At 36.2% G+C, this 19,514-nt stretch carries 20 protein-coding genes; 8 read left to right on the top strand and 12 right to left on the bottom strand.

Annotated features, from left to right (window positions below; all coding sequences use genetic code 11):
- The first annotated feature begins 11 nt into the window (after positions 1 to 11).
- Positions 12 to 383: a hypothetical protein gene (locus ABM34_RS09495; protein WP_157023303.1), complete on the top strand. Its 372-nt coding sequence runs from the start codon at positions 12 to 14 to the stop codon at positions 381 to 383.
- Positions 384 to 899: a DUF2207 family protein gene (locus tag ABM34_RS09490; RefSeq protein ID WP_048705293.1), complete on the top strand. Its 516-nt coding sequence runs from the start codon at positions 384 to 386 to the stop codon at positions 897 to 899.
- A gap of 113 nt (positions 900 to 1,012) precedes the next feature.
- Here the strand turns inward: ABM34_RS09490 and ABM34_RS09485 are convergent, their stop codons facing one another.
- Together ABM34_RS09485 and ABM34_RS09480 are read right to left on the bottom strand one after the other, a co-directional pair.
- Positions 1,013 to 1,504: a hypothetical protein gene (locus tag ABM34_RS09485; RefSeq protein ID WP_048705292.1), complete on the bottom strand. Its 492-nt coding sequence runs from the start codon at positions 1,502 to 1,504 to the stop codon at positions 1,013 to 1,015.
- 144 nt (positions 1,505 to 1,648) lie between these two features.
- Positions 1,649 to 2,971, bottom strand: coding sequence for a C1 family peptidase (locus ABM34_RS09480; RefSeq protein ID WP_232298592.1), 1,323 nt, complete (start codon positions 2,969 to 2,971; stop codon positions 1,649 to 1,651).
- A gap of 46 nt (positions 2,972 to 3,017) precedes the next feature.
- On the opposite strand from ABM34_RS09480, the gene ABM34_RS09475 reads away from it, so the two are divergent.
- Complete coding sequence (locus ABM34_RS09475; protein WP_048705289.1) at positions 3,018 to 3,689, top strand: type 1 glutamine amidotransferase; 672 nt, start codon at positions 3,018 to 3,020, stop codon at positions 3,687 to 3,689.
- Between the two features lie 36 nt (positions 3,690 to 3,725).
- Here the strand turns inward: ABM34_RS09475 and ABM34_RS09470 are convergent, their stop codons facing one another.
- The 7 genes from ABM34_RS09470 to proC form a co-directional block, all read right to left on the bottom strand.
- The gene (locus ABM34_RS09470; protein ID WP_048705287.1) at positions 3,726 to 4,538 is read right to left on the bottom strand and encodes a hypothetical protein; all 813 of its coding nucleotides are present in this window, start codon (positions 4,536 to 4,538) and stop codon (positions 3,726 to 3,728) included.
- A gap of 284 nt (positions 4,539 to 4,822) precedes the next feature.
- Complete coding sequence (locus ABM34_RS09465) at positions 4,823 to 5,731, bottom strand: hypothetical protein (RefSeq protein ID WP_048705286.1); 909 nt, start codon at positions 5,729 to 5,731, stop codon at positions 4,823 to 4,825.
- Positions 5,732 to 5,965: 234 nt separating this feature from the next.
- The gene (locus tag ABM34_RS09460) at positions 5,966 to 6,496 is read right to left on the bottom strand and encodes a GNAT family N-acetyltransferase (protein ID WP_198141148.1); all 531 of its coding nucleotides are present in this window, start codon (positions 6,494 to 6,496) and stop codon (positions 5,966 to 5,968) included.
- 54 nt (positions 6,497 to 6,550) lie between these two features.
- Positions 6,551 to 6,718: a hypothetical protein gene (locus ABM34_RS13270; RefSeq protein WP_157023301.1), complete on the bottom strand. Its 168-nt coding sequence runs from the start codon at positions 6,716 to 6,718 to the stop codon at positions 6,551 to 6,553.
- A 145-nt stretch (positions 6,719 to 6,863) separates the two neighbouring features.
- The gene (locus ABM34_RS09455; RefSeq protein WP_157023299.1) at positions 6,864 to 7,460 is read right to left on the bottom strand and encodes an ECF transporter S component; all 597 of its coding nucleotides are present in this window, start codon (positions 7,458 to 7,460) and stop codon (positions 6,864 to 6,866) included.
- A 73-nt stretch (positions 7,461 to 7,533) separates the two neighbouring features.
- Positions 7,534 to 8,055 carry a hypothetical protein gene (locus tag ABM34_RS09450; protein ID WP_048705281.1) on the bottom strand — a complete coding sequence of 174 codons (522 nt, stop codon included), beginning with the start codon at positions 8,053 to 8,055 and terminating at the stop codon, positions 7,534 to 7,536.
- A gap of 127 nt (positions 8,056 to 8,182) precedes the next feature.
- Entirely contained in the window at positions 8,183 to 8,956 is a 774-nt protein-coding gene (proC, locus tag ABM34_RS09445) for a pyrroline-5-carboxylate reductase (RefSeq protein ID WP_048705280.1), read from the bottom strand.
- A 147-nt stretch (positions 8,957 to 9,103) separates the two neighbouring features.
- Between proC and ABM34_RS09440 the strand changes: the two genes are divergently transcribed.
- Positions 9,104 to 9,808, top strand: coding sequence for a DUF975 family protein (locus tag ABM34_RS09440; RefSeq protein ID WP_232298591.1), 705 nt, complete (start codon positions 9,104 to 9,106; stop codon positions 9,806 to 9,808).
- 78 nt (positions 9,809 to 9,886) lie between these two features.
- Here the strand turns inward: ABM34_RS09440 and ABM34_RS09435 are convergent, their stop codons facing one another.
- The 3 genes from ABM34_RS09435 to ABM34_RS09425 all read right to left on the bottom strand — a co-directional run bounded on the left by ABM34_RS09435 (position 9,887) and on the right by ABM34_RS09425 (position 15,011).
- Complete coding sequence (locus tag ABM34_RS09435; RefSeq protein WP_048705278.1) at positions 9,887 to 13,459, bottom strand: MFS transporter; 3,573 nt, start codon at positions 13,457 to 13,459, stop codon at positions 9,887 to 9,889.
- A gap of 244 nt (positions 13,460 to 13,703) precedes the next feature.
- The gene (locus tag ABM34_RS09430; RefSeq protein WP_048705276.1) at positions 13,704 to 14,234 is read right to left on the bottom strand and encodes a GNAT family N-acetyltransferase; all 531 of its coding nucleotides are present in this window, start codon (positions 14,232 to 14,234) and stop codon (positions 13,704 to 13,706) included.
- A 12-nt stretch (positions 14,235 to 14,246) separates the two neighbouring features.
- Complete coding sequence (locus ABM34_RS09425) at positions 14,247 to 15,011, bottom strand: MerR family transcriptional regulator (RefSeq protein ID WP_048705275.1); 765 nt, start codon at positions 15,009 to 15,011, stop codon at positions 14,247 to 14,249.
- Positions 15,012 to 15,138: 127 nt separating this feature from the next.
- Between ABM34_RS09425 and thiD the strand changes: the two genes are divergently transcribed.
- From thiD to cydB, 4 genes are all read left to right on the top strand, one after another.
- Positions 15,139 to 16,014: a bifunctional hydroxymethylpyrimidine kinase/phosphomethylpyrimidine kinase gene (gene thiD, locus ABM34_RS09420; RefSeq protein ID WP_232298638.1), complete on the top strand. Its 876-nt coding sequence runs from the start codon at positions 15,139 to 15,141 to the stop codon at positions 16,012 to 16,014.
- A complete protein-coding gene (locus tag ABM34_RS09415) occupies positions 15,998 to 16,891 on the top strand; it encodes a hypothetical protein (RefSeq protein ID WP_048705273.1) in 894 nt (297 codons plus the stop codon). Before thiD ends, ABM34_RS09415 begins: the two co-directional genes overlap by 17 nt.
- A gap of 145 nt (positions 16,892 to 17,036) precedes the next feature.
- Positions 17,037 to 18,500 carry a cytochrome ubiquinol oxidase subunit I gene (locus tag ABM34_RS09410; RefSeq protein ID WP_048705272.1) on the top strand — a complete coding sequence of 488 codons (1,464 nt, stop codon included), beginning with the start codon at positions 17,037 to 17,039 and terminating at the stop codon, positions 18,498 to 18,500.
- On the top strand, positions 18,497 to 19,513 hold the full coding sequence (cydB, locus tag ABM34_RS09405) for a cytochrome d ubiquinol oxidase subunit II (protein ID WP_157023297.1): 1,017 nt from the start codon (positions 18,497 to 18,499) through the stop codon (positions 19,511 to 19,513). Before ABM34_RS09410 ends, cydB begins: the two co-directional genes overlap by 4 nt.
- Position 19,514: the final 1 nt, after the last annotated feature.

Below are 19,514 nucleotides of genomic sequence, written 5' to 3'. Positions count from 1 at the left end.
CAAGAATGATTTTGTCAAAATCTACTCGTCCTGATCAGATGGGATTAATTGGTGACTTATTAATGGAAGTCGCTGACAAACATCTGACGATGACTAAAGAGGGTGAATCCTACAGGTTACACAAAACTGACAAAGACCCTGATCCATTCTTCAAATATTTGCTAGATAACAGTACCGATGGCAAATCATTTACGATTGAAGAGCTTCGAAACTTTGATAATCCTGATGTTTATGCTCACTATCATAATTGGTCATCAAGAAAATCTGCTGGTATCGACAAATATATTAATCTTGGAGCAAAACACATGAGTAACGTTATCAAAGGAGCAGCCTATGTTTCATTTGGCCTCACTGCCCTGTACTTGTTAACTGAAGCTATGTAATTGATTGATTTCTTCATGACCGCCTTACCATTTGCAGCTTTTGGAATAGTAGCTGGCATATACTTCTGGAAACTTTCTGGTGATATTTCTATTTATACTGATATTGGACTTCAGACGGCCAACGAACTCCAAGGATTTCGTGGAATGCTTCGAGATGTGCAGAGTATCAAAGTCGCGGATATTGGAGATTTAATTGTCTGGGAAAAAATTCTTCCATATTCTGCAGCCTTCGGAGTTTCTAAACGAGTTATTCATAAGCTTCAATCCACATTTGGTACTGATAAAATTGATACGATCAATCAGCCAATTTTCAATTACTACTACGTCAGCGTTCCTGACTATAATACAAGTCTCATCCAGACGTTTGACCCATCACTCAACTCAAGTAGTCCCTTCTACCATGACTCACTCGATTCCAACACTGGAGGTAGTGGTGGATTTGGTGGATCATCTGGTGGATTCTCAGGGGGAAATGCCGGAGGATTCGGTGGCGGAGGTGGTGGAGGTGCCTTTTAATTTGTCTTTTATCTCCGTTCAAAATTAATATGAGTATTAAAAAAGCCGTCTAACGACGGTTTTTTTATGTCAATTAGTTTCACTGACTTTTCACGTAATGAAATGAAAACGAACTATTGATTTACATTTTGTTTCAAAGCTGACAAGGTACCATCTTTAGACAGTGTTCTATATTGCAAATAAGTCTGGACCCAGTCTCCTTGACTCATTGACGAACGAATACTGTTAAATTTATTATTAGTGAAAATTTCTTGTGCAGCTTTATCTGCCGCAGGTTTTGAAAGATTCGAAGTGCTTTGAATTAATTTTGCGGCTTTTGCCTGATTGTTAGCTGCCGCCATAATTTCTGACATTTTCGTCTCTTGCAGTTTGTCGGCGTATTTATCAACCTTTGCATCCTGATCAGGATCTCCAGTTTTATTGGATTTAACTTTTTTAACTAATTCATGTTTGATCAATCTGTCAGTAGGAGTATCGCTACCAGTTGCTGATCTTGTGGCATTATTCAAAGGAACAAAAAATACCACTCCCAATACTAAAATCAAAACGATTCCTAAAATTGTAAATAAGACTGGTTTCTTCTTACTTTTCTTTGCTTGATGCATGTAAGTCACCTGTTTTCTTAAAGTAGACTTCAAGTATATAAAACAATGTTGCGACTAATCAACAGTTATACTCAACTAATATTTTATTAAAAAAATACCCCTAAAGTATTTAACTTTAGCGATATATTTTTACAAAATTTGAATTTACTCCATTGCATCCCAAGCAGGCAATACAATAGGTTCTTGATTGAAGGCCGCCAATTCAGCATCCGTCAAATACTTCTTATTAATAACAACTTCATAAACGTTTTCATCAAACCATTGATCATCCATTGTAAAGTAACCTTTGTCACCGTTAGCATCACCCCATGAATTTTCAACTTTCCAACGATTAGGCTTGTCATCAATAATGTTGACACCAGTTAGAACCATCGCATGAGAAACAGATGCATTTCCATAATCAAGCGCATCCCCTTTACTCATCTTTGTATCGATTCCAAAGACTTGATCATATTGATACAAATCGCCAAACAACAGACCCAGCTTACGATCAGATTGCTTGCCAACATCATTACCAAACCAAACAGTATCATTTGACTTCAATTGTTGTATCGATAATTCTTTCAAACGTTCGATCGGTAAATTTAGAAATTTCTCCGGAGTTCCACCAACAATATTTCCCTGCGTATCAATCGTATACACTTGATTGAATTTCTTACTTGTTTGCGGCGAGTTCATAACGCCGATATAGTCGTTCAAATTAATTGAGAAATAACTGTTCAAAAATTCCAATGGTGTAATCTTATCTTCTTCAATCATTCTGCCATTGTCGTCGCGAATTGATAATTCGAAATCAACGGGCGGCTGTCCAAATGAATAAACGCAGATTCGATAGACATCCGACAGCATTTCTTGAATCTTTTGATCAGTCGGAACATTTTCTTTAATCATGCGACGAATTTCCATACCATCTTTGCGTAATAACTTATTAAGGGTAGCATTAAACTCAGATGTGCTTTCAGAGACAACGGTTTCAGGCATCACATAGCTTGGAACTACACCATATTTGTTAATCAAGTTAGCACCATATTGCCATTGACCACCATCACCGCTTGGACTAGTGAATAACCAGTTAACTTTTCTGTCAGTCACAGGTAAATCAGCTGTCTCAACAATATTTTGGAAGAAGTAATTTGCTTTTTCCAAACGATCGTAAAATGATAAGTAGTTTTCTGATAATTTGAAATCTTTAACGTTATATTTAGTAGCGAACTCCGTGCGCAAATTTGTCAAAGTTGAGAACAACCAACATCTACCAGATTGCTTCTGATTAGTAACCTTACCTGTTGGTACTTCTATGTTAAAAGCAGGATTGAGTTTACTTTTTGCGTCGATATTCTTAGCTGTTTGAAAGATTCCAACTTCAGCCACAGCGTTTTTCAAAACATTATTCGAAACGTCGTGATTTAAGTTATCGTGAAAATCTGCTAAACTAGCTTTATTAATTTCTTTCGTCAAATTAATCACCTCATTGATTTAATGTTACAATACTTTAGCTTTTTTGGAGAATATTATGTCTGATACTATTAAAATTGCATACTTATATGAAGATTTAATGAACACATACGGTGACAGTGGCGATGTGAAAATCTTGGCTTTCTTACTAAAGGAACAAGGTTATGACACACAAGTCGACAACATCAGTTTGGATGATGAATTCAATGCTTTCGACTACGACTTTCTATTCTGGGGTGGCGGTCAAGATTTCGAGCAAACCGTTGTCGCAAAAGATTTAGTTCGCCATCGCCAAACTATTCAAGACTATATTGAAGCTGGCAAGCCAATGTTATGTATTTGTGGTGGCTACCAATTCCTTGGTAAATACTATGAAACAGTTGGTGGCGACACAATTCAATGTTTAGATATCCTACCTTTTCACACAGTCTTCAAAGCTGATAGCCGCATGATTGGTGATACAGAATATCAAACCGAATGGGGAACCGTTCGTGCCTTTGAAAACCATAGTGGACGTACCTACTTTGACGACAAGAAAAAGTTGAAACCGCTCGGCAAAATGATTCAAGGTTACGGAAATAATCCTGAGGATAAAGCTGAGGGCATGCGTTATAAGAACACAATTGGATCATATTCCCATGGCCCAATTTTGAAAAATGAAAATATTGCCCGTGCAATCGCTAATGAGATTATTCAATCTCATAACGACCGATTGGCTCAAACTAACTAATTAAACACTATTCAGAATTTTATCTGGATAGTGTTTTTATTTATACAATTTCCAATTATCATATAGTTTTTTCATAGTTTTGAAATACAGGTTTTCAGTTCGCCGCTTGGTCTCCCGTTCTTTTTTGCTAGACTTTGAAAAGTTAAATGAATCGGAAAAATAATTGTCAGTTTCAGTTGGCTGTCCGTTTGATTGATTAAGACCGTATATTTCGCCTGAATCTTCTGAATATACATCTAAATTTTTACCTTCAATAACAATCTTGGATGATTCCGCATGCCAATCATAATCATAGTTAATACCACTTTTTTTGAATAATTTTTTATTTGGTATGAACTTGGCACTTTTGAAAAGCGCAGCATTTATTTTTTTGTAATTAGTGGGATTTTTCTTATATTCATAATAAAACGCGTTTTGATTACTTACTAAATTATTATGATGGACGATGATTAATGTTAACAAGGCAACAATTACTATTAATATCCAAATTGAGTATTTCTTTAACAGAACTCCAAAATCAACCAACCACTCCTTCAATGTAATTGAACGTGAATGTATACCCTCTTCGATTTTCTTCAAAATTTGTAAGAGATAATACCAGCCAAGTACCATCGTAAGATCACCAATAAGAATTATTATTAATAAAATAAAAATAGTCCAATTTGAAATTGCACTAATATAAATAACAGTCATCGCAATTAATGCAATAAACTCGCAAATTGTTGCTACTACTGATACTAACGGAAAGATGATCCCATCATAAATAATTCGTGAAGAAGCAAACCTAGTATTTTTTATGTTGTCACCTACTTGGTAGACCGCACGCCTATCCTTCGTGAATAAAAACATAATACAATTCACTACAAGAACTAACTTCAAGATTTCATAAAATTTAAAAAAATTAGTATAGACATCGACTGAACTCAAAAACAACAACGCAATAGAACTTATCCGAAAACTTCCAATTGATATTCCAAATAGCACCCATGTTTTAATTCTTATGTTCAAGTCCTTAATTGTAGATTCCCTCCTAGACAATTATTTATAACTTCGAATCTCTTATTTACGATTAGATTATTATTTAAATAATATTTTCGCACGTTTGCCTAACTTTATTGAATTCAATATTTAACCTAAGTTACGGATAAATAGGCTATTTCTCCATTTTTAATTACAAGTTCAAACTCGGTATTACTTTCGGTTCCGTCGTCGTTTTGGTTTGTATAAACGATTTGATAAGTACCGGTAGCAACTTTTGAATAATCCAGCTTCCTTAACCCAATTTCAATTTCTTTATTAATAAGTTTTTCCTTTTTTCGATATTTATCTGAATTAAAATCATCACTATTTCGGGCGTGGTAAATATAATCAATTCGAACAGAATTATAACCTGTTTTCATATAATATTCTGGATCTAGATGATAATAACCATTAAAGCTAGACACATCGGAACTATTTGATTTACGGTTCAACTTAACTGCGTTCTTAAATTCTTTCTCTACAGAACCACTGGTTGACTCGCTATTTAATATTTTAACTGTATCATCACCATTTTGGCCCATTTGCCCTCTAACAGTAGCAAACGTTAAATTTTTGACCTTTAATTTTGAAAATGTATCTTCTGCTTTGTTAATAATAGTTTTCCCTTTTGAATTTCTCCAACTGGATTGATAGAAGTTGGCCATAGTTTCACTATGAGAAAAATCATTTTTGTTAATAGGATTGAAGTCGTAATTATATTTTTTAGTTCTCCCGTCAAATGGTAACCCACTCTTGATTTTCACCCATTTATTATTCACTTTTTCCTGATATGTAAATTCCGCATTCTTTTCGTAATCACCACCAGTTGAAATAAAGACCCTAGTTACCTTGACTTTTCCAGGTAAATTACTTTTACGTAGTACCTTTTCAACGCGCGGTTGAAAGTCATTCAATTCACGATTACTGGTGTTTTTCTTATTAATAATAGCAAAACTTACAACCAATATTACTATCACTAAAATAATTACTATTACCGATTTGAATACTGCTTTGGCTTTCATATATTTTCCTTTAATTTTATTGTTTTAGTCTAATTATTTCGGATTATTATAAAAAATATAAATTGCTTGTTTTTATCAATTATAATTGAAACTAACCTAAATTTTCCGTTTTCTTCAATTACAATTGAAACTAACCTAATTTTTCTGTTTTCTTCAATTACAATTGAAACTAACTGGTCTTTCATGAAAATAAAAAAGCAGCCTAGGTACAGTGATACCAGGCTGCTTACGTGGTTATTTATTAATTGCTATTTTTATTTCTTTGATAGTTACTCCCATCCACAAACTCTCATTTAATTTGTGAGGAATACCTAAGTCAAAAAAATTGAGTTTTTCATAAAACTTTTTTGTTCTCTTCAGAGAATTCACAGCTAAGAAACTTACTCCAGCTCTTTTTGAAATATCATATGCTGTTTGAAATACATTTTCCATAAGTGCAGTACCAAGTTTTTGACCCTGGTACTTATTATCAATTCCGAACCATATTAATTCAACTGTTGGCAATTCTTTATTATTTTCAACGGTAGGTAAACTTTTTAGTTTCTTGAATTCCTTGAAAACTCTTTTACTTCCAACACAAAGTGAATAAAAACCAACAATCTTTCCTTTCTTAATATCCACAAGTATGAAAGTTTTGAATACATTATTAGTTTCATACTTTAATGCAAGCAATGGATCAATTAAGAATCTATTGATTTTCAAAATTTCTTCAATATCTTGACTACCATGATTTATGTTCAACGGAACACAATTAAAATCATGCAAATTGAGTTGCCCGATATTCATAATACTAATTAATTTGTAATCTTCAGAAATCACTTATTTGTACATTTCACTGGTGTCAATCTTAGGAACACCAGTTTTAAATAGTTTGGAGGTCTTTTCTAACTCAGCTCTTCGTTTCCTACTGATAGGTTCACTCAGTTTTTTAATAAGTTTCTTATATGCTTTCTCATCTAGAAAATCATTGCCAATTAGTCCAGCCATGTAGATTGCCTCCTTATGCTTTTTTAAGGGGAAATATCCCTTTATCGTAAGAATATCAATGTAAAAACAAATTATCAAGCAAAAGACATAACATCGTTATAATAACAATCTCCAAAAAGGCCTGTATGATTTCTCATACAGGTCTTTATTCATCTAAAAATTTATTAGTCTTCAAGATAGCAGTAGCAATTGCAGGTCCAATGATAATAGCAGCAATAAGTTCCGCTACACCATTAGTACCAACAATAGCAAGCAACACTGCATTCAAGGCTGATGTTTGTGTAGCATAAGCCTGTGACAATGTGCTGGCATACATGACTCTCATCAAGAAGAGTACCAATACGGTATTTGTAATTGATCCTACGGCAGAAGCAATTCCCATCCCTAAAACTTTATGAGTATTATGTTTCTTAAACCAAAGATATACCCATCCAGCAAATAATCCTACTAAAACTCTAGGCAAAATCGCTACGATTGGGTTGGTAAATACCGTTGTATCAATGATTGATGTTGGGCTAGTCAATGCTCTGATAATTGTCCCGATACCCCAGACTAATCCAACAATTGCACCATCAGTTGGTCCAAGCACAATTGCGGCGACTATAACGGTGATATGGATAATTGTAATATTGACGAATCCAGTCGGAATAAAGCCTAATAATGGCACCATTGATTGGACAAAAATGATGGCCATTAATATCCCCAAGACCGCTGCCCGATATGATTTTCTCCTACGCATGATATTCCCTCTCTATATCAATAAGTTGTAAAAAGTTATTAACAGTCTATAACATATTCATATGCATGGCAAAATATTAATTTGCTAGACTTTGTTGTAGTTGAGCAATTGTGCCATCACTTGAGAGCTTAGAATATTGCTGATAAGCACCAATCCAATTTCCACTGCTCAAATCACTTCTCAAGGCTGAATATTTCGCATTTGAAAATACTACTTGTGCGGCAGCTTCAGATTTGGCAGCCGTCATTCCAGTTTCTGTTTGAATCAATTGTGCGGCTTGAGCTTCATCCTTTGCAGCAGATTTAACTTTTGAAGTTGAGATACTACCTAATTTTGAAAGTACGCTGGCAGGGCTAGTTGAAGCTGACTCAGTTTTAGCTTGTTGTGGAGCCTTAACTTCTACATCCTTGACCTTACTTGGTTTTTTAACTGGCTTTGAAAGTTTAGCATTCTTTCTAGTCACAACGTCGTTATTACTCATTTGTGATCCAAAACTATCATTCAATGGTGCAGTAAATGCTGTCCCCAATAATGCTAAAGTTAATATTCCCAACACTGCTGAAGTTACCTTTTTTGTCACATTTCCTTCTTTATTCATACAAATCATCCCTCATTATGAAAATAAAAATAAGGTTTGAACAAAACTCTGTTAGCATGGGCGCCAACGGAAATAGAGTCTCGTCACAACCTTAGTTTTAAACATTTATTAATTATATAATACTATACTATTCGCCTTCAGCTGCATCAACAGCTTTAATGACGGCATTTCTGAATCCGTTTTCTTCCAAAGCCGCAACGCCACGAATAGTTGACCCGCCTGGTGATGTAACTTCGTCTTTTAATTCAGGGACACTTAGATCTGATTGTTTAGCTAACTTGCTGGCACCAATGGCCATTCCAATCGCAGCATCATATGCAAGTTGACGGTTCAAACCATGTTTAACACCAGCATCACTCAAAGCTTCAATGAATAGATCCAAGAATGCAGGGCTACATCCAGCTACTGTTCCTAAAATTCCTAATTGCTCGCCAGGAACTTCAACAATTTGACCCGTGTATCCAAGAATTGAAGCGACTTTCTTCTTATCTTCTGGTAAAAAGTTTTCTGAGTAGGTAATTCCAGTAAAACCGGCACCAACTTTTACAGGTGTATTGGGAATTGCAGTAGCAACCTTTGCGTCGCCACCAAGCTTCTTCTTCAATCTAGCAATAGTAGCGCCACCCGTGAAGGCAATAACTAGCTTTCCACTAGCAACAGGCTCTAACTCAGTTAAAACGCTGTCAAGGGCAGTATCTCCTACTGCGATGAAGATAACTTCTGGATCCGTTAATTGTTTGATCTTTTGAACCATTTTGAACCCTAATTGGGATTGAAGATCTTTAGCAGTATTAGATTTTCCACCCTTAACGATAATTTGATCATTATCAAATCCATTTCTTACGAGACCAGTGATAACTGCACCACCGATACTACCAGCACCAATAAAGCCAACTGACATATTTCTCCACTCCCTTTTGATAAATTTATAAATAATTATTAATTAACATTATAGCCTTTAACACATATCATAACGTATTATTTATAAAAAAATTCTTTGCTTTAATTGATTTGTTCGGTAGACTTTGTTTATAAAGGGGGAATTATCGTGAACAATTATCGAACAAGAGCTCAATTGAAACAAGATGCCAAAGATACTCTAAGGGGAAAATGGGGTACAGGTATCTTACTATACTTGATTACTATGTTATACGGCTGGATTACTGGTTCAATCCAGTCAGTGCTCAATTTTGGAAATAATATGAATCCAGATAATATTAACCAAATGGCTTCAACAATGAGAACAACATCATTGATAACTATTATCGTAGGATTAGTAATTACTCTAATTGGTAATTCAGCAGATTTCCAAGCTTTAGATTGGATCAGAAATCCTGAACTACAATTCCAACCAGTTCAAAGTAACTTCTCAAGATTTAAAAATCCTGACTGGTACAAGTTAATTGGTTTGAACATCGTTATGGGAGTATTAGTATTCTTATGGTCATTACTTCTAGTTATACCTGGAATTATCAAGGCAATGTCTTATTCACAGGCATACTTCATTTACAAAGACTTATCTGACAAGGATCAAGCTAACGGGTATTCATTAACAGACTTCATCACAAGAAGTCGTCAATTAATGGATGGACACAAAGCAGACTACTTCGTACTACAACTAAGCTTCATCGGCTGGTGGCTATTAGCTTTCATCACAATGGGAATCGGACTAATCTGGTTAATTCCTTACTACCGTTTAACAATGGCAGACTTCTACCGCGACTTGGCAGAAAACAATCCTAAGTTAGTTTAATATAGGAAGACAAACAAAAAGTGCGGGGCGATTAAATCGCTCCACACTTTTTTTATATCTATTTTTAATGCTGAAACATTAAGCTAAGGCATTTGCCAAAGGATCACTCTTTGTCCAGAAACCGACTGGGTGAATTGGTAAGCGCCAGCTTGCATCAATATTGACATGTGCTCTTTCAGCTTTTTGCTTCTTCTTGATTAATTCAAGAACAAGTGCGGCTGCAGCAGCAATATCAAATCCGATAATACCAACTGTCATCATAAGAACTCCGATAACGATAGGAGCAACAACAGCGATAGTAAGGGCAATAGCTTGAATCAAGATGATTACACCAACGATAGCATCAGCAATCCATCCAAACAATGGAATGAATGAGAATGGTAATGCAATCAATGCTGCAAGTTCAACAATTGGAATTGAGATTGCAAGAACAAGTCCTGCCCAGAATGGCCATGACAATGCAATCAATAGTCCAGGAATGAAGAATAACATCATTAATCCACCAATTAGCAATGCTAAGTAAAGACTTGGAATTGCTAAGTCAGGCAAGATTACTGCCATAAATCCTAATCCGATGAACCATAACATGAAGTTCAATACCAAGAACTGAGGCATTAAGACTAATAGAATCAAGAAGGTTGCAATACCTGCAAGAATTCCACCACCTAAGAATGCCAAGTATCCAAGAATAACAACTGCCATACCTGCAATTAATCCTAATCCGATAACACCGGCGAATCCACCAGCAAGAACAGTTAGGACAGCAAATCCGGCAACGATCAATGCAAGAACACCACCGATAATCAAACCAGCAATTAATGCGAATCCGATTAATCCGAGTAAACTAAATGCTCCGGCGATAATAATACCTAATAATGCTGTAATAGGAAGTAGCATAACGATCAAACCACCCAAGATGAGTGATAGGATTCCGGCAATAACTTGTGCAATTACAAGACCAATGGTCATGATAATTGGAAGTGCGATACCAGCAATTACAATAACTGCGGCAACTAATACTGCAGGAATGAATGATAACACTACAAATCCTGATACAAATGTAAGAGCTAAGATTACTAATGAAATTGGAACAGTAATCAAGTTAACAATTGGAATCAAGTTTAATACTAACAATGGCAATGCGGCTAATGCTGAAACAATTAACATGATTGGGAATAATACCAATGATGGTAATAACAATAGACCGAGTGTCATGTAGAACAATCCAACTGGAAGAGCTGTAATTGCAAATACAACACCCCAAGTAATGATTGCTAATGGAATCCAGATTGGAGCTGTAAGGATTGTAACAACACCCATTGCTAATGCAACAAGTGGGAATGCCAATATAGTTAATAGAATTGCTGGAAGCAAATCACTACTATTATCAACAGTCTTCTTTGTTACTAATGATTCTGGCACATATTTACCATCTTTGTAATCTTGGTAAATTTGTGAATTTTCCATAACTTGCATGTTGATGGCTTTATCAAAGTCACCCTCTTTAAGACTGTCACCAAATGCTTTGAAGACTTGTGGCAAATTAGCTAAATATTTATCTGAACTACCAGTGATTGGCTGTGTATTTAACGTTATTAAGTATTTACTTCCATCCGTAGTAGTTTGTAGATATTTGGCTGTTGTACCAGTCTTGTCTGTCGAAGCTGTGTTTGTTGACAAATCGTTCAAGATTCCTGGAAGTGATCCAAGAACTTGAGCTTTGTTTTCTGAAGAAGCGTCGCCCATCTTACCGTAGATGTCTTTCTCAATTTGTGAGAAAAGTTTTGAACCAGTTGCATTTGAAGTATCTTCTGTTTCTGTAGTTGCTACGTTAGCAGAAGTATCTTTGTTAACAACCAATTTGTCGGCTTTTTCAGCATTCTGTTTTGCAAGAGCTTCAGATGCTAAATTATCTAAAGTAGATTTAGCATTGTAGAATCTTGGTCCAACAGATTTGGCTCCGGTTGTGTCAGTGTTAGAATCAACAGCCGTAATTGAAATATGATCATTCATATTTGCCCAAGCTGTGGAAGCATCTAATGAAGTGTCATCAGATGTAGCTGTATATTTACCAGCTAAATAGTCTTGGTAGACTTGTGATTCTAACAGAACGTCTATGTCCATAGCGTCATCAAACGAATCTTCAGTAAGATTTGAACCAAATGCTTTCAATAAAGTAGGCATTTGTTGCTGAAGAATGTTACTACTGTTAGCATCTGCTACACCATTAATTGTGGTGTATGCAGTTCTACCAGTTGTAAGAAGTGTTGCAAAATTGAACACTTGGTTTTGATCCGCAGAATTTGAAATGTAATTCCAAATATATGGAAGAGTCTTAATCATCTGTGCTTGTTCTTCTGCAGTTGCTGCAGGAGCTTTTGTTGCTACTTGTGTTCGAATCTTTTCAAACTGTGGATTGCTTTGATAGGAACTATCATCGCCATCTACTTTTGCATTTGGATCAGTATCACGATTTTGAAGTACTTTATTTAAAGTAGCTTCTGGATCAGATGCTTTTCCATTTGGTGTTTGAATAACATTTGAAGCATTAGTGCTTGCTTGAACTGAAGTAGTCGTTTGTGGCTCTACAGTTGCAGTAGTAGAAGCACTGTTTTCTGTTGCGGCAGCCTGTGATGCAGCGTTACCAGTTGTATCCGATTGTGTTGCTTGTGCATCTGTTTGAGTACTTGTTGCATCTTTTGCAGGTGTAGCTTGGTTAGCTTCACTAGTTGTAGATGTTGAAGTCGATGTCTTTGCAGCAGTGTTAGATGTTGCTGGAAGTGCGTCGTTAACTGTCTTAGCAGTTGAGCCGTTATTAGTAGTTGCTTGGTTGGCAGATGTTTCTGTGTTTGTTGCTGTGCCAGCAACACTAAATGTTGTACGACCCATTACAGCTTGTTCAGCTTCATCAAAAGTTGGTGTGTATCCGTTAGTTTCGCCTGCTTGCGTTGTAGCGTTACCAGCTTGTTGTGTAGTTGCGTAACTAGTTGTTGTTGAATATGACGAGCTCGTTGAAGCAGCTTGTGTCATAGCATACTGACTAGTACCAGCTGTATAAGATGATTGTTGACTAGTACTTGTACCAGTTGAACTATAAGTCGTTTCTGGACTTTGCCACTTCGATGTTAGGTTGTTATCAGCAATACTGATAGGTGAACCTTGGAAGTTAGCTTTGACATGTGTCGTTGTGTACAAATTCTTCGTAGCTATCCCAATAGCTGAGACGAAATTGCCACTATCGACATCCTTTGTAAAGGTATATGTAACTGTCCCGTTGTCAGCATCCTTTTGGACTGTAAAAGGAACTGCATTATCTTGTGTAATGACGGAACTGTTATCCAAATCGACGTTCTCCTTGTTGAAGTTAACAACAAGTTTCTCCCCTTTTTGAATAACATTGTTTCCAGAAGCGGTAATGTTTGATACAAGAACATAACCGTTCTTTTGTTTATCAAGCTTTAAGTTAAAAATGTTGTCAGCATTTCTAAGTGGAACCTTAAGGCTTGTATTCGGCTTTGCAACTTTTTCAGTCTTTGCGTTTGATGAACCACTAACAGCAGCGGAAACTACACCTGCAGCTCCGTTTGCGATCATTGGACCAGCTAATGCAAGAGCTGAAACAGCAACAATGGCCTTTTTAAACAATGACATACCGTTTTACCCCCCTCTTTAAATTTTTTAAAGAATAACGATATAAAAAAAATCTTATATCTATAAGTGATGATAACGCAGTCACCAGCAACATTTCAATAATATTCACAAATATTATTACAATATATTAATTAATTATTACAGTTATATGTCATGCATGCAGTTTATAAATACCGTCACGACAGCGTTTATAAGCAAAAGGTGTCATACTTGACGTGTCAAATGTAATAAAAGCGATTACATTTTAGTCTAAAATGTGTGAATAAATGTTCATATTGTGATATTTTTCACTATCAAATGCGTATTCCTTTAGCGTAGATTCAAGCGTAAATCCAGCATTCTTAGCGACATTGTTGCTAGAAACGTTGTCAACAACAGCCATGATCTGAATTCGATGTATCCCCAATTCACCGTGACCAATTTCAGTCGCAGTTTTTACCACTTTTGTCATAACACCGTTATGTTGAAATTCTTTTCCTAACCAATAACCAATATCACAATGGCGATCTTCATGATCAATGTTATGAAAATCGAACATCCCTGCAATCTTGCCATCAACAATGATGGTCATAGGCCACAGCTGACTGACTTTATATCTTTTTTGACAGTATTTGAGAAATCTGTCTTCATCAGATATCTTCACTGTTTCTTTCGTCCAAGGCATATACTTTTCCATTTCTTGTCTATTATCATCGATCAAATGAAATAAATCTTCAGCATCCCCAGGTTCAGCAATTCGTAATTCTATATATTTATCAACAGTATATTTATTCACTAATATCATCCCTTAGTTATTTGTATATTCGTAAATCACATCATGAAGTAATTGAACTACTTCTCGTCCTGCTTTTGAATTGTAATAATCACCAAATCGGGAATCAGCCAAATACATGTCTGCCAAATTCCTATGCATTGCTGGTGTATATTGTTTCCATGAGAATTCTAGCCAACGCTTATGATCTTCGTAAATCTGCTTTCCTAGTTCTGAGGATGGTCCTAACTTGCTGTCATCTAGTTCAATTAGCTTACTAACCATGTCACTTTCGACCGCATTCATTATCTGATACTGCTCAGCAGATAAATTATTCCACAACTTATTTGAGTCGTTAACAGTCTCATCTCCATACTCTTCTCTAATTTCAGCACCATATTTCTCTTCATTCTCTTTAATTTTGTTCTGCTTAAATGCAGCAAATTTTTCTGAATCTTCCATATTAATGTCTCCTTGATAACTCTTTATTGTTGTTTCTAATGTATTCAAAAGGCTGGTTATTCTATCCTGTTGTCGTTCGAGCAAGCGATACTGTTCCTGCATCGCTCTCACGAGATTAAACTCAGGCTCGTCAAATATTCGTTGAATGTCATCTAACTTAAAGTCCAACTCACGATAAAACATAATCAGTTGTAACCTATCTAATTGAACTGATCCATAAATACGATATCCAGCTTCAGATTTTCGCAATGGTTTCAACAAATCTATCTGGTCATAATATCGCAATGTACGCGTACTAACTCCTGCGATATTTGCTAGTTCTTTGATTGAATATTCCATAATAATCCTCCTGATAAAATTCATTTTAGACGTTGACGTAACGTTAATGTCAATAAAGTTCTTAAAATATGACACTTTACCCTAAATACTGGTAATATTTAATTAATCTAAAAATCTAGGGGGCTTTATTTTGAATGAATTTACACAAGTTTTAACTATTGCTGGATCCGATTCTGACGGTAGTGCAGGAGCACAAGCTGATTTAAAAACATTTATGGCTCGCGGAGTTTATGGTATGTCAGTTTTGACAGCCGCCGTAGCAGGTAATTCATACGGTATCCATGATGCCACCGTTATGCCTTCTAGTTTCATTATTAGTCAAATCAAAGATATCAAAGATGATTTCAAAGTATCTGCATTCAAGACTGGTATGCTTTCAGATTCAGAAACAATCAACACTGTGGCTGATGCTATCAAGGATAAGCCATTCGGATTTTTCGTTTTAGATCCAGTTATCATCACTAAACATGGTGCCATGTTACTGGAAGAGGATGCCTATCAAACACTAATCGACAAGTTATTCCCACTAGCAGATATCATCACACCAAACTTTTATGAAGCTAAAAAGTTGTCTGGTATGGAACTCGATACTCGAGAAGAAATTGTCGAAGCTGCACATAAGCTTCAAGAACTTGGTCCAAAGAACATCATGATTAAAGGTGAACACGCTAACGACGATCAGGATGAAGTTGAAGATTTTGTCCTACTTGAAGATGGGCAATCATTCTGGATCTCAGAGCCTTACGTTAAAACTGAACATATCAATGGAACAGGCGACAAACTTTCATCTGCCATCGTTGCCGAGGTTGCCAAAGGCAAAGACCTAGAGTCTGCCATCCGAATTGCCAAAACATTTACCTACCACGCAATCAAAAACGTCATTGACGTCGGACACAAGTATGGTCCAATTAATCATTTCGTCGAAGATGATATACAGTCGAAGATGATATACAATAGAAGAAAAGTTCATTGGAGGATTCCTTTGTATGGTACGAATTACTAAAATATCTGCAGGTTCATTATTATTACTCTTATCAATCATATTGATGATTAAGACTGGTTTCGAAGGCTTCATTGCTGCTCTTATTGGTAATGGCGCAATTGGTGGCGCAGCAGGAATATTAATCGCCATCACATACATCGTCACCGGAATTGTCTACATCACAACTAACCGGACTTACAGCCTCGTCCCAGATATCATCGGATTAGTCATCTTAGTCATTGGAGCTGTGACCGGAATTATCAACGCCGACTTGCCTGACACCGCCTACTTAAAAATTTGGGCCTGGATAGGTATTTTTATAGGTGCCGTGGTTGTCATTATCGATATCGTTGATTTGGTCATGAACCCTGTGCCAACTAATTCCAGCAACGAGAACTCGCAACGACAACAATATAGTAGAAGTAATTACAACAATTATTACCAACAGAGTCCCGATAATGGCTACATGAGAAACCAAGACCAGAATCAATATAGTGGAAACAACTATCAAGATAATAGTCAAAATAATGGTTACCCAGATAACAATCAATCTGGATACAATTACAATCAGGATTATCCAAATCAAAATGGCTATCGGCCCGGTAACCAATCTGATCAAAATAACTACCCTAACCAAGCACCAGACAATTATGGGAATTATCAAAATCAAGATTATCCAAGTGGTCAAAATTATAATCAATATAATGGTCAAGATGGTAATGGTCAGTTTCCTAACAATCAATCAAATGATCAAGGTTATCAACCAAATCAAAGTTATGGAAATCAAAATCAGCCTCAAAATTACGATTCGAACCAAAACTTTAATAATTCTTCAAAAAATAATTCTAATCCATATCCTAATTACGATCCGTCAAAAAGCCGTCGTAGTAGGCATTAATGCAAGCCCTTTCAGGCTTGCTTTTTTTTATCGTTCTTTATATCGCGATAAATCATTTATCACTATTGATTATTTAATTAATTAATCATATGATAAACGTAGTTATAGATGTAAATCTATAAAGTTATAGGAGGAGGTTATTTATATGTTCGGTATTGGTTTAACCATTGTCGGATTGGCACGTTTCCAATTTGCTATGACTACCGTATTCCATTTCTTCTTTGTTCCGTTTTCAATCGGAATGGGATTTGTAGTTGCTGTTATGGAAACAATGTATTGTGTCAAGAAAGACAAAGTTTACCGCGACATGGCTAAATTCTGGGGAAAGATTTTCCTACTTAGTTTCGCCGTGGGTATTGTTACAGGACTTATTCAAGAGTTCCAGTTCGGTATGAACTGGTCAGAGTATTCTAGATTTATGGGTGATGTCTTCGGTGCACCATTGGCCATTGAAGCATTGCTAGCATTCTTTATCGAATCTGTATTCATCGGTATTTGGATGTTTACATGGGATAGATTCACACCAGGTTGGCACGCATTTATGATCTGGATGACATCTATTGGTACTATGTTATCAGCTATTTGGATTTTGGCTGCTAACAGTTTTATGCAACACCCAACAGGTTTCACAATCGCAATGATGGGTGGACGTACACGTATCAAGTTGACAAACTTTGGTGACGTTGTTGCTAACCCACAATTGTGGAGAGTATTCCCTCACTTGATTATCGCAGCTATTATGACAGCAGGTGTTGTCATTGCCGGTATGAGTGCTTGGGGTCTACTTCGTAAGAAGGATGGCGAAAACCATTTCTTCAAAGTTTCATTGAAATTCGGTCTATGGGTTGGACTAGTTGGTTCAATTCTTACAATCTTTGCTGGTGATTTCCAAACACAACAAATGATTAAAGACCAACCAATGAAATTCGCTGCAACAGAAGGTATTTATCAAAATACCAAAGACCCAGCTCCATGGACTGTTATTGAAACAATCGATGCAAAGGGTCACAAGACTTCTGGTGAAGTTGAACTACCTAAGGTATTGAGTCTTCTTACATATCACAAGACAACAGGTTCAGTTAAAGGTATGAATACCATTAACAAAGAACTTAATGATCAATATGGTAACAAGAAGTTCGGTACTCAAATGGGTTCAGAACTCGACTTTTACCCACCTGCAAAGACATTGTTCTGGAGTTTCAGAATTATGACACTTGTAGCATTCATAGTCTTAGTATTTGATTTTCTTGGACTATTATTCTCACGTAAGAACAAGGATACTATCGAAAACAAGAAGTGGTTGCTATACTGCCTCGGTATCGGTATCTGGGTTCCATTCATTGGTAACTCAGCCGGCTGGTTCGTAACTGAATTTGGTCGTTACCCTTGGATCGTTTACGGATTATTCACAATTTCTCAAGCCGTATCACCTTCATCAACCATTGGAAGTTTGCTATTTAGTAACATTCTTTACTTCTTACTATTTACATTCCTCGGTGGTGTCATGGTTTGGTACAGCAGACAGACATTGCATCAAGGTCCTTATTTCGAGGACAAGGATTCTAAGCAAAACGTGGATCCTTTTGCAAAGGAGGCCTTCGGTAAATAATGACACTTAGTATATTGTGGTTCCTTATAATTGGTTTACTTTTTGCCATCTTCGTTTTCATGGAAGGTTTCGATTTCGGTGTTGGTATGTCAACACAACTAATTGCTCACGACCAAATGGAACGTGAAGCAATCATGTCTTCAATCGGCCCTCACTGGGATGGAAATGAAACATGGTTAGTTACAGCTGGTGGTGCAATGTTCGCTGCCTTACCTATCTGGTATGCATCATTGTTCTCAACTTACTATTACTTATTAATGTTAGTTCTAGTTTCACTTATTATTCGTGGTGTTTCGTTCGAATTCACAAAACATGCTGAAACAAAATTTGGTAAAAACTTGTGGATGTGGACATTCTTCTGCGGTAGTTTCTTCGCACCATTCCTATTGGTTATGATGCTAACAAGCATGATCCAAGGTGTTCCATTGAACGCTAACGGTGATGCTATTGGACTTGGTTTCTTCGACGTTGTTAACTGGCTATCACTTGTTGGTGGTGTTGCTGGTGTACTTCTATCACTTGTTCATGGATTAAACTTCCTTCGTCTAAGAATGGAAGGTCCTATCCGTGACCGTGCTCGTCAATTAAACAAAGTTCTTTATCCTATTCTATTCGCCGGCGAAGTTGTCTTCGCACTTCTAGTAATTTTCCAAACAGACTTCTTTACTAAGAAACCTGTATCAACAACGATTATCATTCTCTTCATTGTTTTATTCTCATTGTTGGGTTACTATGGAGTCCTAAAGGATAGAGAGGGCTGGAGTTTCGTAGGTAGTGGATTATCACTAAGTACTGTTATTGTATTAATCTTTAATGGTATGTTCCCACGTGTAATGATCGGTACACACGGTAACAGCATTTCAATCGCAAACGCTGCTAACTCACACTATACATTGACAGTTATGACAATTGTTGCATGTATCTTAGTACCAATTATTCTTATCTACTTCATTTGGTCATACACTCTATTCACCAAGAGAATAAATCCTAAGGATAATACGGTGAAATATTAAT

The sequence above is a fragment of the Companilactobacillus ginsenosidimutans genome (assembly GCF_001050475.1).
Classification (GTDB): Bacteria; Bacillota; Bacilli; order Lactobacillales; family Lactobacillaceae; genus Companilactobacillus; species Companilactobacillus ginsenosidimutans.
Note: the sequence above shows the minus strand (reverse complement) of the source record. Positions and strands in the feature narration are given on the sequence as shown.